Below are 17,717 nucleotides of genomic sequence, written 5' to 3' on the forward strand. Positions count from 1 at the left end.
GGGCCAGCGGCCCGCTATAGTCGGCGCATGAACTTGCGCCTGCGTCATCATTTGCGCCGAACCTGGGCCACCGTTTTTTTGGCCGGATGGGTTCTCCCGGGCGTCAGTTCGGCGCTGGAGACGCAGGTCGAGCCGCCGGCAATACGCTGGCTTCTGCTGGACTTTGTGCCCTATCACATGGTGGATGGGCCAAACAAGGGCACGGGGCTGCGGGATCAATACCTCAGCGCCCTGATCAAGCGCATGCCCGAGTACCGCCATGTGCTTGAGGTCAGCAGCACCGAGCGGATCTTTCAATACATGCAAAGTGGGCAGCCAGTCTGCACGCTGTCGATGTTGAAGGTGCCGGAGCGTGAGGCCTATACGGTCTTTGGTAGCGAAGCCTTCTTCATTCAACTGCCGCCGGTGCTGATTGTGCGGCGCGGCTATGTGCCGCCGGGGGGCTGGAAGAAGCGCCCGCGCGGCGATATTTCCCTGGCCGAGTTGCTGCAGTCGCCCGAGGTGCGGGTCGGCACCTTGCCCAAGCGGCGCTTTGGCTTGGGGATCGATGAGGCCTTGAAGCAAGCCCGCGCCAGCCGGCCGGAGCAGGTGCTGGACTTCAGCGAGTACGGGCTGCTGTCCGGCCTTTTGCACACCCTGGGGCGCAAGCGCTTTGATGTGACCCTGGGCTATTCGATCGAGGTCGAGCAGTTGCGCAAGACCCAGCCCGATTTGGGTGACTTTGAATATTTGCCGCTGGTGGAGGCACCGGGCTTGATTGTTACTTATCCGTCTTGCAGTCGCACGCCTTGGGGCAAGCAGGTCATCCAGACGATTGACCAATTGCCGGGCATGGAGGCCGAGCGGGCCTTGCTGCGCGAGCGCTATGAAGCGCTGCTGCCGCCCAGCGAACGGCAGGTTTACCGGGCACGTATGGCGGCCTTGAATGCCAGCGCTGCGGCACAGCCTGCGCCCCCGGCACCTATCCAAGCGGAGCAGCCCAAGCCGGGGGCGCGCTGATTGAGCGCAAAGCCGGTTGCGCTAGGCACCCAGATGGCTGAACCCGGTTTATGGATGCGACGACGCGATGCCTTATTGGCGGGCGGCGCGCTGGCACTCTCAAAACAGGTGGCCGCAAATGCGAATGCACTGACGCAGGCTTGGCTGCCAGTGCCGATCGCAGTCAGTGAATCCAGTCGCCGACCTTTTGTGACGCAAATGCTCAAGCTGATCGGGCAGGCTGCGCGCATTGAATGGCAGATCCAAGCCGTGCCCTGGGCGCGTTTGCTCTTGATGGCCGAGCGCGGCCAGGCGCTGGCATTCGGGGTCTCGCGCAGCGCCAGTCGAGAGCAGCAGTTCGAGTTCAGCCAACCGGTGTTTGATAACCATGTCTGGATGGTGGTGCGCCGCGATCGCTCGCTCAATTACCGCAGCCTGGCAGATCTGGGTGCTCGTACCCTCTGTGTTACCCGCGGCATCAGCTACGGCTCTGCCTTTGAGGCAGCGAAACAAGCCGCTCTGTTCAGGGTCGAGCAAGTCGATGGTGATCTGGCGGCGCGTACGCGCATGTTGATGGCCGGGCGCTGCGATGTGATGCTGACATCTCACCGCAGCCCGCAGCCTTGGGCGGTGGAGCAGGTCTTGCGCCGGGAGTCCGGCCATGCGGCGGGAATCGCCGTGCTGCCGGAGCCTATGCAGGTGGACCCGGTGCATTTTGTGGCGGCACGCGGACATGAGCTTGCCCGGGTCTTGCCTCGTTTGAATGCCGCCATGCGAAAGGAGGCCGAGGCGATGCGGGCCTTGATCAGCAGCGAACTTTGAGCCCGGGAAACCCTGTCAGATCAGGCGTTCTGCGCGCTTTTCACCAAGGCGGCAATGCGCGGCGTCATATGCGTGGGCAGTAGTTCCACTTCCTGATGCGCTTTGGCGAAGACGCGGAACAACTCGTCGGTGAAGCCGTGGCCTACATCGACGACACCGTCGAAATTGATCTCGGCGCGCTTGAACATCGGCAGGCGTGCCGCCACCCGGCGAGCCTGCGCGCGCGAGTCCAGCGGCTGACCCGGCCCGGCTAGCAGGCGCAGCGCAATGGTGGTGTGGTCAAACTCGATGCCGCTGCCGTCCAGGCTCCATGCCTCCAAGACCTGGTCCAGCGTGCGCTTGGTGTCGAGGGAGATCGACATATAGATCGAGCTGCCCTGGCGCGGCATCGGCCGGCCCGGTTGCCAACCGCCGCTTTCCCAGGCGCGGCGCTGGAAGGCGGTGCCATTGGCGTGGATATCGAACACATCGGCCAGCTGCGAGCTGAAAAACAGGCCGCGGCCGGTGTGCATCTCAGGCTGGCTGGTCAGTCGTCCCTTGCTCAACTCCAGCATCGCATGCTGGGCATTGGCAATGTCAAAAGCCGAGCAGATCTTGTCGAACACGCCGCAGCCGTCGTCGGATACCAAAAGCTGCGCGTGGCTGGGGGTTTGGCGCAGAGAGACGGTGACGCTGCTGCCGCCGCTGTGATCGGCGGCGTTGTTGACCAATTCGGTGAAGCCATGCTGGATCATCCGCGCAACATGGGGCGGGAGGTCGAAATTCGGGGCAAAGTCGCGTTGCCAAGGGATGTCTTCTTGCAGGCCGTACAGCGTGTAGCTGCGTGCGACCTGGCGCAAGTGGCCAGGGCCATAGACCGGCCGGCGGTCGCTGCCGCTGCGGCGCAACCAGTTGGCATCAACCAGGCGGCGCAAGGCGGCCAGCGAGGCGCGCCGGCTGGCACCGGTGCGCTCCTCCAGATGGCTGGCCAGGTCGTGCGAATGCTCGCGCGCGGCAGCGGTGATCCAGAGCGTCAATTGGTCAATGGCTAAACGTGTCATGCAGTACTCCCTTGAGCCTAGTGTCAGCGGCTTCAAACTTCGCTAAGCCGTGAAAAATAGGGCACAGCGAGCCTAAATGCTCGGGCGCTGGCGCACAAGCGAGTCAGCCCTTGCTTATGCGCGGCAAAGCCGCCGCTAGAATCGCCGCCAGTTACAACGCGGTTACATGCCCCAAGACCCGGTTTTGGCGCTAGGCTGCGTTCGCAGGGTTTTTTACGGTTTTTAACTTCCCAAGGGACTCTCTCATGGCTCTCGTTTCAATGCGCCAACTGCTGGATCATGCCGCCGTCAATGGCTATGGCATCCCGGCCTTCAATGTCAACAATCTGGAGCAGGTCCAGGCCATCATGATGGCCGCCGACGAGCTCAACGCGCCGGTGATCATGCAGGCCAGTGCCGGTGCACGCAAATACGCGGGCGAGCACTTTCTGAAGCACTTGATCCAGGCTGCGGTGGAAAGCTATCCGCATATCCCCGTCGTGATGCACCAGGATCATGGCCAGAGCCCGGCTGTCTGCCAGGGCGCGATCGACCTGGGCTTCTCCTCGGTGATGATGGACGGCTCGCTCGAGGCGGACGGCAAGACCATCGCCAGCTATGAGTACAACGTCGATGTGACCCGCAAGGTCGTCGACATGGCGCATGCCTTGGGCGTGACGGTCGAGGGCGAGTTGGGCTGCCTGGGCTCCTTGGAGACCATGCAGGGTGACAAGGAAGACGGCCACGGCACCGACGCGGTGATGACCCATGCCGAATTGTTGACCGACCCCGAGCAGGCTGCCGACTTCGTCCAGCGCACCCAGCTCGACGCGCTGGCCATCGCCATTGGCACCAGCCATGGCGCTTACAAATTCACTCGCAAGCCCACCGGCGACATCTTGGCGATTGGCCGGGTAAAGGAAATCCACGCCCGCCTGCCCAATACCCACCTGGTGATGCATGGCTCGTCGAGCGTGCCGCAAGACCTGCTGGCCAAGATCCGCGAGTTCGGCGGCGATATGGGGCAGACCTTCGGCGTGCCGGTCGAAGAGATCCAGGAAGCGATCAAGCACGGCGTGCGCAAAATCAATATCGACACCGATATTCGCTTGGCGATGACGGCGGCGGTGCGCGAGTTCTTCGTCAAGAACCCGAGTAAGTTCGACCCGCGCGAGTTCCTCAAACCCGCCCGCGATGCCGCCAAAGTCATCGTGCGCCAGCGCTTTCAAGAGTTCGGCTGCGAAGGCCAGGCCGGCAAGATCAAGGCGCGTTCCTTGGTCGATGTAGCCGCAGCCTACGCCCGGGGTGAGCTGAATCAAATGATCAAGTAATAGGGCGATTCATTCGCTTGGAACCCGCTCGGTTTGTGCCTAGCGGGTTTTTTTATGCGTGGATTGCCGCCTAAAATCGCGCCCTACCCAACGGACGACCGTCATGACCGCAGCCTTATTGAACTCCACGATCACCTCCTTGCCCCTGATTGCCCGTGGCAAGGTGCGCGAGAACTACGCCGTTGGCGACGACCGCATCCTGATGATCGCCAGCGACCGCTTGTCGGCCTTCGACGTCATCATGGGCGAACCAATTCCCGGCAAGGGCGCCTTGCTGACGCAGATGGCGCTGTTCTGGTTCGCCAAGCTGGACGGCATCGTGCCGAATCATTTGACCGGCGACGATCCGCTGTCTGCGGTCAGCAGCGACGCCGAGAAAGCCCAGGTCAAGGACCGGGCCATGCTGGTCAAGCGCCTGAAGCCGCTGCCGGTCGAGGCTGTGGTGCGCGGCTATCTGGCCGGCAGCGGCTGGGCCGAGTACAAGGACAAGGGCGAGGTCTGCGGCGTCAAGCTGCCCGCCGGTTTGCAAAACGCATCCAAGCTGCCCGAGCCGATCTTCACGCCCGCCACCAAGGCCGAAATGGGTGACCATGACGAGAACATTTCCTTCGACGTGATGGTCGGCATCATTGGCCAGGACTTGGCGACGCGCGTGCGCGATATCTCGATCCAGCTCTACAAACGTGCCGCCGACTTCGCGCTGACCAAGGGCATCATCATTGCCGACACCAAGTTCGAGTTTGGCTTGGATGCCGATGGCACGCTGACGCTGATGGATGAGGTCCTGACGCCGGATTCTTCGCGCTATTGGCCGGTCGAGAGCTACCAGGTCGGCATCAACCCGCCCAGCTATGACAAGCAGTTTGTGCGCGACTGGCTGGAGCAGGCCGAGGTTGACGGCAAGCCCTGGGGCAAGACTGCGCCGGCGCCGGCGCTGCCGGATGCCGTGATCGCCAATACGGCGGCCAAGTACCGGGAAGCCTTGCAGCGCTTGACCCAAGCCTGAGCATGCGTGCATGAGCAACAGGCCATGAGTATCAAGAGCCGCCTGTTGAAGCGACTCGACGCCGAGATCGCGGCGTCGACGGGCGCGGCGCAGAGCGCCAGCCTTAAGGTGCAGTGCGCCGTGCTGTTTGTGCGTCATGGGCAAATGAGCCGTGCGCGTGAAGACTTGACGGCCCTGCATCTGCTGGCCTTTCAGCACCCCAACCCGGAGATTGCCGCTTGGCTGCATTACGCCGAGGGCTTGATGAGCTACTACACCGACTTCAGCAGCGCCGCGCAGGAGAAGGTGGTGCGCGCGCATGCGATGGCCAAAGCAGCCGGGCTGAGCGAGTTGTCGGTCCTGTGTTGCGCCTGGTTGGCGCAGTTTGCCTATCTTCGGCATGATCTACCGGAGATGCTGGCGCAGGTGCGGGCTTGCGATGCACAGGCCAAGCCCGATGACCATGACGCGCGCTACCGGCTCTGCACGGTGCTGGGGCTGGCCCATGACCTGACCGGGCGTCCCGACCTTTCGCGTGACTGGTATGCCAAGGCCCGCGCCCATGCGCAGGCTGAAGGCGACGATGCCTCGCTGTCGGCGCTGATGTACAACATGGCTGCGACCCGCGCGGCGCAGGTGCGGCGCGATGCGCTCTCACAAGGGCTGGTCAAGCGTTCGGGGCTCTTGCTCGGCGCCGATTCGATCCGGCATTACGACGCTGCGGTTGGCGGCTCGGTGTTGTCGGACCTGACGCCCGTCTTGTGCGCGCAAATTCTGACCGTTGAGGGCGACTACGCCCAAGCGCGCGCCTTGTTCGAGGAGCATTTGCCGCAGACCATGGTGACCGGCCTGGCCCGCTGGGGCAGCAGCTTGCTGGCCGATCTGGCTTGGTGCCGGGTCAACTTGGGTCAATCGGAGATGGGCTTGCAGCAAGCTCTTGAGGCCGAGTCGGAACTGGGCGGGCTGACCGATGCCGATGACAAGGCCTCGACCCACAGTCGTTTAGCGCAGGTTTTTGCGGCCCTGGGTGACAAGGCCAAAGCGGCCCGGCACGAAGAGCTGGCTACCCAGTGCTGGTCGACCTTTGCCCAGCAACAGCAAGCTTGGGCGCAAGCCTTGAGTGACTCGGACTTGCGGCCCCGCTGAGGCCAGGCCTCAGCTTCAGTTGAGCGCCATGCTGAGCTTGCGGCGGTACTGGTCCAACAAGGGGTCGCGCGGCACGACCGCGGCTTGGCCCGCCAGTTCCAGCGTTCCCTTGGTCTCGGTGGCCGCGGCCTTGGGGGCAGGCTTGCTCATCAACTCCAAGATGGCCACATAGGTCTTGCGCGCCAGGCCGTTGTTCCAGGCCTTGTCCCGCATGATGATTTCCAGCAACTCATCCATCGCTTCGGTATAGCTCTGCCGGGCGAACAGGCCCTGGGCCAGGGCGAAGCGGGCATCGAAGTCGCGCTTATTGCTGGCAATGGCGGCTTGCAACTCGGCGGCGTTCAGGCCGGCTTGGGCGCGCTCGGTGGCGGCCAGCCAAGCCCCAAGTGCGGCAAAGCGTGCGTGCGGCGTGATGCTGTCAGCAGCGCGCGCGGCGACCGGCTCAAAGGCCGCCTTGGCGTCTGCCAGCAAGCCCAGCTCGAGCAAAGCCTTCACATAGTCAAAACGCGCCGCCTCGTTGGCGGGGTCGGTTTCCAATGCGTTTTGCAGCTTGACGAGCGCGGCTTCCAAGTCACCCTCGGCCATCAAGTCCTCGGCCTCGGCGACGTCTTCCTGTGCCTCCAGCACCTCGCCGGCGGGCACATGCTTGTCGAGGAACTCGCGGATCTGCGCCTCGGGCACCGCGCCCACAAAACCGTCGACCGGTTGGCCATCCACGAACATCACGCAAAAAGGAATGCTGCGCACGCCGAACATCTGGCTCAGCTGGGTGGAGATCTCGGGCACCTCGTCGGCATTCACCTTGGCCAGCTTGAAGCGGCCGGCATAGGCGACTTCGAGCTTCTCCAGCATAGGGCCGAGCGTGCGGCAAGGGCCGCACCAGGGCGCCCAGATGTCCAGCAGCATCGGTTGCTGCATCGAGCCGTTGATCAGTTCGGATTCGAAGTTTTGTAGCGTGATGTCTATCATGGCGAGTGAGCTTGTTGGCGGTTCAACGGCAATTCAAAATGGCTGACGGCGAGCAAATGGCGCTCGCCGCCTACAATTCAAGGTTTTCTAGTCTTGCAAGCGGGCCTTACAACCGTATAGGACTTGCCGAGCGTCTCAATGAACATAGCAGCAGCAACTCCTTTGGTCGGCGTGGTGATGGGTTCCAGCAGTGACTGGGACACCATGAAGCATGCGACCGCCATTCTCGCCGAGTTCGGCATCGCCTTTGAGGCGCGGGTCGTGTCCGCCCACCGCATGCCCGACGATATGTTCGCCTATGCCGAGACGGCGGCCACGCGTGGTCTGCAGGCCATCATTGCCGGCGCCGGCGGCGCCGCCCATTTGCCGGGCATGTTGGCGGCCAAGACCGAGGTGCCGGTGCTCGGCGTGCCCGTCGCCAGCCGCCATCTGCAAGGGGTTGATTCTTTGCACTCTATCGTGCAGATGCCCAAGGGCATTCCTGTCGCGACCTTTGCAATCGGCAATGCCGGCGCGGGCAATGCAGCATTGTTTGCCGTCGCAATGCTGGCCAATCACGATGCCGATTTGCGCGCGCGCTTGACGGCCTACCGGGCCCGCCAGACCGAAGTGGCCCGCGCCATGACACAGGAATTGATCTGATGCGGGCGACATTGTTGCCAGGCGAATCGAGTCTGGGCGTGATGGGCGGGGGCCAGCTGGGCCGCATGTTCGTGCACGCCGCGCAAAGCCTGGGCTTTCGCACCGTAGTCTTGGACCCGGACGCCGACAGCCCGGCTGGTTTGGTTGCGCACGAGCATATTCGCGCCGACTATCTGGACCCAAACGGTCTGAGCCAGTTGGCGCAGCAATGCGCAGCCGTCACGACCGAGTTCGAGAACGTGCCGGCCAAGGCCTTGGAACAATTGGCGCAGACAAGGTTTGTAGCGCCGGCCGGCGCGGCGGTCGCGATTTGCCAAGACCGTGCCGCCGAGAAAGCCCATTTTGCGGCCAGTGCGGTCGCTTGCGCGCCCTATGCGGTGATCGCCACCGAGGCCGATTTGCTCGCCGTCGGCGACGACTTGCTGCCGGGCATTCTGAAGACCGCCACCATGGGTTACGACGGCAAGGGTCAGGTGCGCGTACGCAGCCGCGCCGAATTGGCTGCTGCTTGGGTTGAACTCAAACAGGTGCGCTGCGTCTTGGAGCAGATGCTGCCGCTGGCGCTGGAGATCTCGGTCATCAGCGCCCGCAGTCAGCAGGGCGATATCGTGCAGTTTCCGGTCCAGCAAAACTTGCATATCGACGGCATCCTGGCCGTCACGCAAGTGCCGGCACCTGGTGTCAGCCAGGAATTGCAGGCCCAGGCCCTGGCCTCGGCCGCGCGCATTGCGGCCTCGATGCACTATGTGGGTGTTCTGTGCGTTGAGTTCTTCATCTTGCAAGATGGACGCCTGATCGTCAACGAGATGGCGCCGCGCCCGCACAACTCCGGCCACTACACGATGAATGCCTGCGATCTGTCGCAGTTTGACCTGCAGGTGCGTGCGATGACCGGCCTGCCGCTGACTCAGCCGCGCCTGCATTCGCCGACGGTGATGCTGAATCTGCTCGGCGACCTTTGGTTTGATCCTGCTGTTCCTGGCGTCGAGCGCACGCCGGCGTGGGACGCAGTGTTGGCGCTGCCCGGCACTCATTTGCACCTCTACGGCAAGGCCAGCGCCCGGCCCGGTCGCAAGATGGGGCACCTGAACATCACCGCCGCCACGACCGAACAGGCCGAAAGTATCTCGCGGCAAGCGGCGACACAGCTCGGCTTGGCGGCGGATTGGTGAGCTTGGCCCCTATGTTGTTGAGTGGTTTCGACCCCGCAGCCATTACCCTGGCCGCCACTCGCTTGGCTGCCGGTGATTTGGTCGCCCTGCCGACCGAAACGGTCTACGGCCTGGGCGCGCGTGCCGATGACGACGCCGCAGTGGCGAAGATTTTTGCCGCCAAGGGCCGGCCCGCCGATCACCCCTTGATCGTGCATGTGCTTGATGCGGCCGATGCCGCCGCCTTCAGCACCGAGTTGCCAGCCTTGGCCAAGCGTTTGATGGATGCGTTCTGGCCCGGCCCTTTGACGGTGATCGTGCCGCGCGCGCCGGCCATGGCCGCAGCGGCGGCGGGCGGGCAGACCAGCATCGGCCTGCGTTGCCCGGCGCACCCGGTGGCGCGTGCCTTGCTGACGGCGGCGCGGGTGCAAGGCGTGCTTGGCGTGGCGGCGCCCAGCGCCAACCGCTTTGGTCGTGTCAGCCCGACGCAGGCGCAGCATGTTGTCAGCGAATTTGAGGCCGATTTGCTGGTCTTGGACGGCGGCGAATGCGAGGTCGGCATCGAGTCCAGCATCGTCGACTGCAGTCGCGGCGGCGCGGTCTTGTTGCGTCCGGGAGTGCTGACGCAGGCGCAAATTGAGGCAGCGCTGGGCCAAGCCTTGCAGGCCAATGATGCCCAGGCGCCGCGCGCGTCGGGTACCTTGGCCGCCCATTACGCGCCTCGCGCCACCGTGCGTCTGCACAGCGCCGAAGCCTTGTCCGCGCGCTTGAGCCAGTCGCTGCCAGCGGGCCTGGCGGTATATTCCCGTACGGTGGAGGTACCCCATGTCGGCTTGAGGCGGCAGATGCCGGCCGATGCGTTGGCGGCCGCGCAACAGTTGTTTGCCGTGTTGCGCGAGCTGGATGCAGCCGGTGCGCAGGAGATTTGGATTGAATTGCCGCCGCAGGGCAATGAGTGGGACGGGGTCCGGGATCGCCTGACCCGCGCCGCTGCGGCGTTTGAAGCCTAGGCTTGAGTGTTGGAATTTTTGGACGGAGTTTTCATGAAGAGTATTCAGCGTAGCGCAGGCCGCTACGGTCGCGCCCTATTGGCAGCCGCTGCCTTGTCCACCTTGGGCGTGCTGGCGGGCTGCGGCGGCGGCACCGAACAAATCGAGCCCTTCAATCCGTCCCGCATCATTGCGCTCGGTGACGAGTCGAGCTTGATCACGCCCGAGGGCAAGAAGTACACGATCAATGCGCTCAACGCCACCACCGGCGTGCTGGAATGTGAAAACAACCCGATCTGGGTGCAAACGCTGGCCTCCTCCTTTGGCCTGGTGTTTGCCGAGTGCAATCCCAACAAGGTGGCCGCGCCGCAAGGGTTGATGCGCGCCAAGGTCGGCGCCAAGGTGGCTGATTTCAAGGGCCAGGTCGATACTTTGCTGGCCGGCGGCATTGGCCCACGCGACCTGATTTCGGTCTTGGTTGGTGTCAATGACGTCTTGGAGCTGTACGCCAAATTCCCGGCGCAAAGCAGGGAGTCCTTGCTCGCCGAGGCGCGCGCACGCGGCAAGGCCTTGGGCGCACAAGTCAATCGCCTCGCCAATGCCAACGGCCGGATTATTTTGTCGACGCTGCCGGACATGGGGTTTTCGCCGCTGGCCGAGACCGACCGCAAAGTGGATTCGACACGCCCGGCTTTCTTGAGTGAGTTGACGCGCGAGTTCAATCTCGAAATGCGCGTTGAAATCATCAACGATGGCCGCTTGATCGGCTTGGTTTTGACCGATGAAAACACCCAGGTCATTGCCCGCTATCCAAGCAGTTTTGGTATTTCCAATTTCACCAATGCGGCCTGCCTTACGACGCCGGCCTTGCCGGATTGCACGGTCAAGACCTTGACCCCGGAGGCCACCAAAGACAATAGCTGGAACAGCTATTTGTGGGCCACCGACCGCCTGTATGCGCCCGCCGGGCATGCCCAGATTGGCCGCATGGCAGCGACCCGCGCTCGCAACAATCCTTTCTGATTTTTCGCACCGCAAACAAGCCCGGCCGCACCAAACCGGCCGGGCTTTTTCGTTCCTTATGGCCCCCAATTACACTGCCGCCATGAGCATATTGCTGGCCCTGGATAGTTCGACCGAAACAATGGCCCTGGCGCTGACCAGCCCGGCCGGTCGCTGGCTGTTCGAGGCTGCCGGTGGGCCGCAGGCCTCGGCGCGTTTGGTGCCTGAAGCGCTGGCCCTGCTGGCCGCTGCGGGCCTGAGTTTGGCGGACGTGGATGCGATCGGCTTCGGGCGCGGCCCGGGGGCTTTCACCGGCCTGCGCGCGGCTTGCGCGGTGGTGCAGGGTTTGGCTTTCGGTGCCGGCAAACCGGTGCTGGCGATCGACAGTTTGATGCTGGTGGCCGAAGACGCGCGCCAGCAGGCCGCAGCCGATGGGCAGCCGCCGCTGACGGGCTCGGTTTGGGTGGCCATGGATGCGCGCATGGGCGAGATCTACGCCGCCTGCTATGCGTGGAGACAGGGCGTTTGGGTCACTGAAGCAGAGCCGGCGCTGTATACGCCGGCCAGTCTGTGCGAGCTTTGGCAGGCGCAAGCCCCAAGTGCCGTGGCCGGGTCGGCCTTGACGGTTTTTGCCGAGCAACTCGCCATGTCAGATAGGGCGGACTGCCGCGTCTGGGCGAACAGCCGCTCGCGTGCGTCTGCACTGGCCGCGCTGGCGGCGCAGGCTTGGGACTGCGGCGCGCAACTCGATGCGGCCGAGGCCATGCCGGTTTATGTTCGAGACAAGGTCGCTCAGACCACGGCGGAACGCCAGGCAGTACACCAAGCAGAGCGTCAGGCGGAGCGCCCATGAGCGCCCAACTTGCGGCTCTCGCCACCCGCTTGCGGCCCATGGCCGTCGCGGATGTGGCCGAGGTTTTGGCGCTGGAGCGTCAGGTTTATTCGATGCCTTGGACCGAGGGTAATTTCATCGACTCGCTGGCCGCCGGCTATGAAGCCTTGGTGCTGCGCCCTGTGCCGGCGGGACGCGATCCCAAGCCCCAGTTGCTGGGCTATATGCTCGCCATGAAGGGTGTGGATGAGATGCATCTGCTCAATTTGTCGGTGGCGCCCGAGCAGCAGGGCAGGGGCTTGGCGCGCTTGATGCTGGATGCCTTGTGCGGCATTTGCCGCGAGCAAGCCTGCCCGCAGCTGTGGCTGGAGGTGCGTGTCGGCAATCAGCGTGCGCGCGAGGTTTATCGACGTTATGGCTTTTCTGAGACGGGTTTGCGGCGCGCCTACTATCCGGTCCAGCAAGGCCCGCGTGAAGATGCGGTGCTGATGAGCTTGGCGGTGGCGCCATGAGTTGGGACGAGCGCCAGCGAGCGATGTTGGCCGAAATGGGCCTGCGGGTCTGGTCGCCGGTCCCGCAGCAAGAGGCCTTGGCTGAGCCGGTGCGCCCGCCGGCAGCCGCATTCGCACCTGTTTCAGCGCCAAGTGCAGCGCCACCCCACGCCGCCCCCGCAATCGCGGCGGTGCAGGCCTTGCCAACTGCTTTGCGGCCCTCTGAGTCGCTTGAATCAACGCCTCCTGCTGCCGGTGGCGCTGCCCGTTCGCCCGCCATCGCGCGCATGGATTGGGCCGAGTTGCGCAGCAGCGCGGCCGCTTGCCAAGCTTGCGCGCTGTGCGGCGGGCGCAGCAATAGCGTGTTCGGTGCCGGGCCTGTTCGCGCCGATTGCCTGGTCGTGGGTGAGGCGCCGGGCGAGCAAGAGGACGCTCAGGGTGAGCCCTTTGCCGGCCAATCCGCGCAGCTGCTGGGCAATATGCTGCGGGCCATCAATTTGTCGTTCGCCCTCGATCCCAATTCTGTCGTGCCCGAGCAGCAGGTGTATTTGAGCTCGGCCCTGAAGTGCCGCCCGCCGCCGGGCAGTACGCCCGGCGCGGCCGAATTGGAACAATGCCGACCCTATCTGGCGCGGCAAATCGAGTTGGTCAAGCCGCGCGTGATTTTGGCCATGGGCCGACTGGCGGTGCAGACCTTGCTCGGCAGCAGTGAGCCTTTGGGCCGGCTTCGCGGGCGCGTGCATGATTACCAGGGCTCGCCGGTGATCGTCACCCTGGCTCCCAGCTATTTGTTGCGCAATCTGGGCGAGAAGGCGCGTGCTTGGGAAGATCTTTGCCTTGTGCAAGCGACGCTGCAAGGCTTGGGGCCGCGATGAGTGCCATACCCGCACCTGGTCCGATTGAGCATGGTTTGCGTTTCATTGCAGATCATCTGGGCGGCTTGCTGGCGCTGTATGACGCCAAGACCCAGTCTTGCTTGTTCGCCAACCGGGCCTATGCGCAGGCCTTCGGCTGCGATGCACAAACGGTGCTGGGGCGCAGCTTCGCCGAGCTGATCGGCCCGACCGCATGGCGTTTGGTTCAGCCGCAGCTGGAGCGTCTCTTGCAAACGCGCCAGCCGGTGCACCATGGGCTGGATTTGCTGGCCGTCGATGGCGCCAGTCGCTGGAATCAGGTCGATCTGACGCCACAGCTCGATGTTGACGGGGGTGTGAGCGCCGTCTTGGTGCAGCTGTCGTACAAGGCGCCGCGCTTGGCGGCCGACTTCGCGGTGCTGGAGTCCGAGGCCCGGCTGGACAAGTTCATGCAAGCCTCGGTCGAAGGCATTGCCTTTCACTGCGAGGGAATGATCACCGATGCCAATCCGCCCTTGTGCGACTTGCTTGGCTACCGCTTGCAGGACCTTTTGGGGCGTCCCGCCTTGGATTTTGTCGCGCCGCGGTGCCGAGACCGGGTCGCGGCGGTGATGGAGGCTCGCGACGAGCTGACGTTCGAGTCCGAGATGATGCACCGCGATGGGCATGGCATTGCGGTGGAGCTGATTGTGCGCAGCATGGAGCGCGGCGCCGAGCGGCTGCGCATGTGCATCGTGCGCGATATTCGCGAACGGCTTGCCGCTCAGGCCCGCATCCAATACCTTGCGCGGCACGACGGTTTGACCAGCTTGTTGAACCGCAGCGCTTTTATGGAGCAGGTGCAGACCTTGATCCTGCAGGCATCCGCGGCGGCCCAGCTCAAACCCACGCCGCAGCAGTTTGCGTTGCTCTTCATCGATCTCGATAACTTCAAGCGCGTCAATGATTCGCTGGGGCATCTGGAGGGCGACAAGGTCTTGAAGACAGTGGCCGAGCGCATCAGCGAATGCCTGCGCGGCACCGACCTGGTGGCGCGTTTCGGCGGCGATGAGTTCGTCATCTTGCTGGGTGATGTGCAGTCGCGCGCCGATGTGCTGGTGGTGTTGATGGCGCTGCTGGCGGTGGTTGAAGTGCCGGTCAATGCCGACGGCTGCGTGCTGACCGTCACGCCCTCGATCGGCGTGGCCATGTATCCGACGCATGGCGCGCGCGCCGAGGATTTGATTCAACATGCCGATATGGCCATGTATCTGGCCAAGGCCAAGGGCCGCGCCAGCTACTGTTTTTATGAGCCCAGCCAGGCCGACAGCGCTTATGCGGAGCTGGTCTTGGAGAGCCAGTTGGTACAGGCCATCGAGCGCAATGAGTTCGTGCTGTATTTTCAGCCGCAGGTGTCAGCAGCGACTGGTGAGCTGGTCGGGGCCGAGGCCTTGTTGCGCTGGCGCCATCCGCAGCGCGGCCTGCTCGGCCCCGATGTTTTCATCGACGTGGCCGAGCGGCACCGGCTGATGTTGGATCTGGGCGCCTGGGTGATGCGGGCGGCGGCCGAGCAGGCACGCGTCTGGCATCAGAGCGGCATTGCCCCGGTGCGCATCGCCGTCAATCTTTCCCGCATGGAATTCCGCCTCGATGGTTTCGCCGAATTGGTGGCCGAAGTCTTGAATGATTTGGGCGTGCCCGGCGCTTGGCTGGAGCTGGAGCTGACCGAGCGCATGTTGATGGATGAAATCGCCAGCGCGCCGGCCACTCTTGCGGCTCTGCGTGCCCAGGGCCTGACGGTGTCGGTCGATGACTTTGGCACCGGCTACACCTCCTTGGCGCACCTAACCCGGCTGCCGCTGGATAAGCTCAAAATTGATCAGAGCTTTGTGGCGCCCTTGCCCAACGATCAGGGCGCAGCGGCGATCGTGCGGGCGGTGATTCAAATGGCTGCGGGCCTGGGGCTGCAGGTCAGCGCCGAGGGCGTGCGGACCGCTGCACAACGAGACTTGTTGCTTGAATGGGGTTGCGATGGCCTGCAGGGTGAAATGATAGGCGAGCCGATGTCGGCGCAGGCCTTCGAACATTGGTTGGCGCAGCGCTGATGAGCACCGACAAACAAAGCAACCCGCTGGACCAGTTGATACGCCGGTCCATCAAGGACGCAGGCGACTGGCTGGCTTTTGACCATTTCATGGCGCTGGCGCTGTACGCCCCTGACCTGGGTTATTACAGTAATCAGCGGCGCAAGTTCGGGCTCATGCCCAGCGCCCAAGAAGGCGGCTCAGACTTTGTCACCGCGCCCGAGATGTCGCCCCTTTTTGGCCGCGCGCTGGCCGCTCAGGTCGGCCAGGCTTTGGCGGCCACCGGCACCGATGAGGTCTGGGAATTCGGAGCCGGCACGGGTGCGCTGGCCGCGCAAGTGCTGCAAGCGCTGGATGAGCAAGGCCAGGCAGTCGTTCGGTACAACATCGTTGATCTGTCCGGCCGCCTGCGCCAACGCCAAGCGGAGCGCCTGAGCGCCTGGGGTGACAAGGTGCGCTGGCTGGACCAATTGCCCGAATCTTTCGAGGGCGTGGTGCTGGGCAACGAGGTCTTGGACGCGATGCCGGTGCAACTCTTGGCTTTTGATGGGCAGGCCTGGGCCGAGCGCGGCGTGGCTGTCGACGAGGAAACCGACGCGCTGGTCTTTGCGGACAGGCCCAGCATGGCGCGGCCGCCGGTGGATGAGGCTCAGCCGTTCGCGCCCGGCACGGTGACCGAAATTCACCCGCAGGCTGAAGCCTTTGTGCGCACCTTGGCGTCCAGTTTGCGGCGCGGCGCGGTGTTCCTGATCGACTATGGTTTCCCCGAGGCCGAGTATTACCACCCGCAGCGCAGCGGCGGCACCTTGATGTGCCATCACGAGCACCGCGCCGATGCCGACCCGTTGGTCTTGTTGGGCCAGAAGGACATCACCGCGCATGTCAACTTCACTGGCATCGCCCTGGCCGGCCAAGAGGCGGGCCTGAGCGTGCTCGGCTACACCAATCAAGCCCATTTCTTGTTCAATTGCGGCCTGGTGTCGCTGTTGGAGTCAGCCAGCTTGGCCGAGCGCGTGATGGCGCACAAGCTGATCGCCGAGCATGAGATGGGCGAGTTGTTCAAGGTCATCGGCTTCGCGACCGGCGACGGTTTTGACGCCATCGGCTTCAGGGCCGGTGACCGCTCACACAGCTTGTAGGCGTGCTTGTAGCGCGAGCAGGGCGTTCAACCTCGCGGCCTGCACCGCCCGGCCAATCGCGGGCCCGGTCTTGCCTTCGGCCAAGGCTGCGGCGCTGACCGCAGCCAGATCAATGCCCAAAGTCGCCTGCAGGTCCTTCAGCAGATGCTCACGCTGCGGATAAGGCTTTTGCGCCAGCCCGAGCCGGCCCCGTGCGTCGCATTCGCAGGCCCAGAGCATGTGCTCGAAACGTTCCGGCCGGCGCCAGGCGTCGCAGCGCTCCAGCAGACGCAGCCTGGCCTCGGCGCCAAAGGCCTCGCTCTGGTGCACATGGGTATGCTCTCGCGCGACCAGCTCGGCCAGTTCTCGGCAGTCGCTCGGCACCCGCCAGCGCTCGCTCAAGCGCTTGAGCAGCGGCACGCCGCGGGCTTCATGGCCGATATGGCGCGGCAACAATTCAGCCGGCGTCAGCGCTTTGCCGAGGTCGTGGCAGAGGCAGGCGAAGCGCACGGCCAGCGGCGCGCCAAGATGCGCGCATTGATCCAGTACCAGAGCCAAGTGAGCGCCGGTGTCGATCTCGGGGTGATGAGCGGCCGGCTGAGGCACGCCGAACAATGCCTCGACCTCAGGCGCAATGCGCGCCAGCGCGCCGCATTCGCGCAGCACCTCCAACATCCTGGACGGCTGATCTTCCATCAGCCCCTTGGCGAACTCCTGCCAGACCCGCTCGGCCACCAGGGCATCCACCTCGCCTTGCGCGACCATCTGGCGCATCAAGGCCAGCGTTTCGGGCGCGACGCTGAAGTCGGCAAAACGAGCCGCGAAGCGTGCCAGACGCAAGATGCGCACCGGATCCTCGGCAAAGGCCGGCGACACATGGCGCAAGACCTTGTTCGTCAAATCTTGCTGGCCGCCGTAGGGGTCGGTGACGGCTCCGCACTCGTCCTGCGCCATCGCATTGATCGTCAGATCCCGCCGCGCCAGGTCTTGTTCCAGTGTTACCTCGGGTGAAGCCTGGAAGTCAAAGCCGTGGTAGCCGGGCGCGGTTTTGCGCTCGGTGCGCGCCAAGGCGTATTCCTCATGCGTTTGAGGATGCAAAAAAACCGGGAAGTCGCGGCCCACCTGCGTGTAGCCTGCCTTGAGCATGGCTTGCGGGTCAGCCCCCACGACCACCCAGTCACGGTCTTTGCCAGCCAAACCCAGCAGCCTGTCACGCACCGCACCGCCCACCAAATACTGTTTCATCGCTTCACTGCCCGCCTTGTTCGGTGCTTTTTGCAACACGGAGGTCTATTTTTGACATGGTCTTGTCATGAATTGACTGC

General features: G+C 63.9%; 17 protein-coding genes. 14 read left to right on the top strand and 3 right to left on the bottom strand.

Translation table 11 applies throughout. From position 1 onward, the window contains the following. Positions 1–27: 27 nt before the first annotated feature. Positions 28–999: a TIGR02285 family protein gene (locus LNV08_RS21425; protein ID WP_263535781.1), complete on the top strand. Its 972-nt coding sequence runs from the start codon at positions 28–30 to the stop codon at positions 997–999. A gap of 198 nt (positions 1,000–1,197) precedes the next feature. Then, the gene (locus tag LNV08_RS21430; RefSeq protein WP_263535782.1) at positions 1,198–1,800 is read left to right on the top strand and encodes a substrate-binding periplasmic protein; all 603 of its coding nucleotides are present in this window, start codon (positions 1,198–1,200) and stop codon (positions 1,798–1,800) included. 20 nt (positions 1,801–1,820) lie between these two features. Here the strand turns inward: LNV08_RS21430 and LNV08_RS21435 are convergent, their stop codons facing one another. Further along, positions 1,821–2,840, bottom strand: coding sequence for an ATP-binding protein (locus LNV08_RS21435; protein WP_263535783.1), 1,020 nt, complete (start codon positions 2,838–2,840; stop codon positions 1,821–1,823). A gap of 245 nt (positions 2,841–3,085) precedes the next feature. Here LNV08_RS21435 and fba point away from each other — a divergent pair, with 245 nt between their 5' ends. The 3 genes from fba (at position 3,086) to LNV08_RS21450 (ending at position 6,281) form a co-directional block, all read left to right on the top strand. Beyond that, positions 3,086–4,150 (top strand): class II fructose-bisphosphate aldolase, encoded by a 1,065-nt coding sequence (fba, locus tag LNV08_RS21440; protein ID WP_263535784.1) that lies wholly within the window; start codon positions 3,086–3,088, stop codon positions 4,148–4,150. Positions 4,151–4,253: 103 nt separating this feature from the next. Continuing rightward, complete coding sequence (locus tag LNV08_RS21445) at positions 4,254–5,156, top strand: phosphoribosylaminoimidazolesuccinocarboxamide synthase (RefSeq protein WP_263535785.1); 903 nt, start codon at positions 4,254–4,256, stop codon at positions 5,154–5,156. Between the two features lie 24 nt (positions 5,157–5,180). Then, the gene (locus LNV08_RS21450; RefSeq protein ID WP_263535786.1) at positions 5,181–6,281 is read left to right on the top strand and encodes a hypothetical protein; all 1,101 of its coding nucleotides are present in this window, start codon (positions 5,181–5,183) and stop codon (positions 6,279–6,281) included. A 15-nt stretch (positions 6,282–6,296) separates the two neighbouring features. Here the strand turns inward: LNV08_RS21450 and LNV08_RS21455 are convergent, their stop codons facing one another. Beyond that, entirely contained in the window at positions 6,297–7,250 is a 954-nt protein-coding gene (locus tag LNV08_RS21455) for a tetratricopeptide repeat protein (protein ID WP_263535787.1), read from the bottom strand. 138 nt (positions 7,251–7,388) lie between these two features. On the opposite strand from LNV08_RS21455, the gene purE reads away from it, so the two are divergent. The 9 genes from purE to LNV08_RS21500 all read left to right on the top strand — a co-directional run bounded on the left by purE (position 7,389) and on the right by LNV08_RS21500 (position 16,413). Next, positions 7,389–7,892, top strand: a complete 504-nt coding sequence (purE, locus tag LNV08_RS21460; protein ID WP_263535788.1) for a 5-(carboxyamino)imidazole ribonucleotide mutase — start codon at positions 7,389–7,391, stop codon at positions 7,890–7,892. Beyond that, positions 7,892–9,064, top strand: coding sequence for a 5-(carboxyamino)imidazole ribonucleotide synthase (locus LNV08_RS21465; protein ID WP_263535789.1), 1,173 nt, complete (start codon positions 7,892–7,894; stop codon positions 9,062–9,064). The genes purE and LNV08_RS21465 overlap by 1 nt, the downstream gene beginning before the upstream one ends. Positions 9,065–9,075: 11 nt before the next feature. Beyond that, positions 9,076–10,053 carry an L-threonylcarbamoyladenylate synthase gene (locus LNV08_RS21470; protein ID WP_263535829.1) on the top strand — a complete coding sequence of 326 codons (978 nt, stop codon included), beginning with the start codon at positions 9,076–9,078 and terminating at the stop codon, positions 10,051–10,053. A 33-nt stretch (positions 10,054–10,086) separates the two neighbouring features. Beyond that, positions 10,087–11,055 (top strand): esterase, encoded by a 969-nt coding sequence (locus tag LNV08_RS21475; RefSeq protein ID WP_263535790.1) that lies wholly within the window; start codon positions 10,087–10,089, stop codon positions 11,053–11,055. 82 nt (positions 11,056–11,137) lie between these two features. Next, positions 11,138–11,887, top strand: a complete 750-nt coding sequence (tsaB, locus tag LNV08_RS21480; protein ID WP_263535791.1) for a tRNA (adenosine(37)-N6)-threonylcarbamoyltransferase complex dimerization subunit type 1 TsaB — start codon at positions 11,138–11,140, stop codon at positions 11,885–11,887. Next, positions 11,884–12,378, top strand: a complete 495-nt coding sequence (gene rimI / locus LNV08_RS21485) for a ribosomal protein S18-alanine N-acetyltransferase (protein WP_263535792.1) — start codon at positions 11,884–11,886, stop codon at positions 12,376–12,378. The genes tsaB and rimI overlap by 4 nt, the downstream gene beginning before the upstream one ends. Continuing rightward, positions 12,375–13,232 (top strand): uracil-DNA glycosylase, encoded by an 858-nt coding sequence (locus tag LNV08_RS21490; protein WP_263535793.1) that lies wholly within the window; start codon positions 12,375–12,377, stop codon positions 13,230–13,232. The genes rimI and LNV08_RS21490 overlap by 4 nt, the downstream gene beginning before the upstream one ends. Further along, on the top strand, positions 13,229–15,295 hold the full coding sequence (locus LNV08_RS21495; protein ID WP_263535794.1) for a putative bifunctional diguanylate cyclase/phosphodiesterase: 2,067 nt from the start codon (positions 13,229–13,231) through the stop codon (positions 15,293–15,295). The genes LNV08_RS21490 and LNV08_RS21495 overlap by 4 nt, the downstream gene beginning before the upstream one ends. Then, positions 15,295–16,413 carry a class I SAM-dependent methyltransferase gene (locus LNV08_RS21500; RefSeq protein ID WP_263535795.1) on the top strand — a complete coding sequence of 373 codons (1,119 nt, stop codon included), beginning with the start codon at positions 15,295–15,297 and terminating at the stop codon, positions 16,411–16,413. The genes LNV08_RS21495 and LNV08_RS21500 overlap by 1 nt, the downstream gene beginning before the upstream one ends. Here the strand turns inward: LNV08_RS21500 and LNV08_RS21505 are convergent. Beyond that, on the bottom strand, positions 16,399–17,637 hold the full coding sequence (locus tag LNV08_RS21505) for a multifunctional CCA addition/repair protein (protein ID WP_263535830.1): 1,239 nt from the start codon (positions 17,635–17,637) through the stop codon (positions 16,399–16,401). The two genes, LNV08_RS21500 and LNV08_RS21505, sit on opposite strands and share 15 nt — an antisense overlap. Between the last annotated feature and the right edge of the window lie 80 nt (positions 17,638–17,717).

The sequence above is a fragment of the Paucibacter sp. TC2R-5 genome (genome assembly GCF_025717605.1).
GTDB lineage: Bacteria > Pseudomonadota > Gammaproteobacteria > Burkholderiales > Burkholderiaceae_C > Paucibacter_A > Paucibacter_A albus.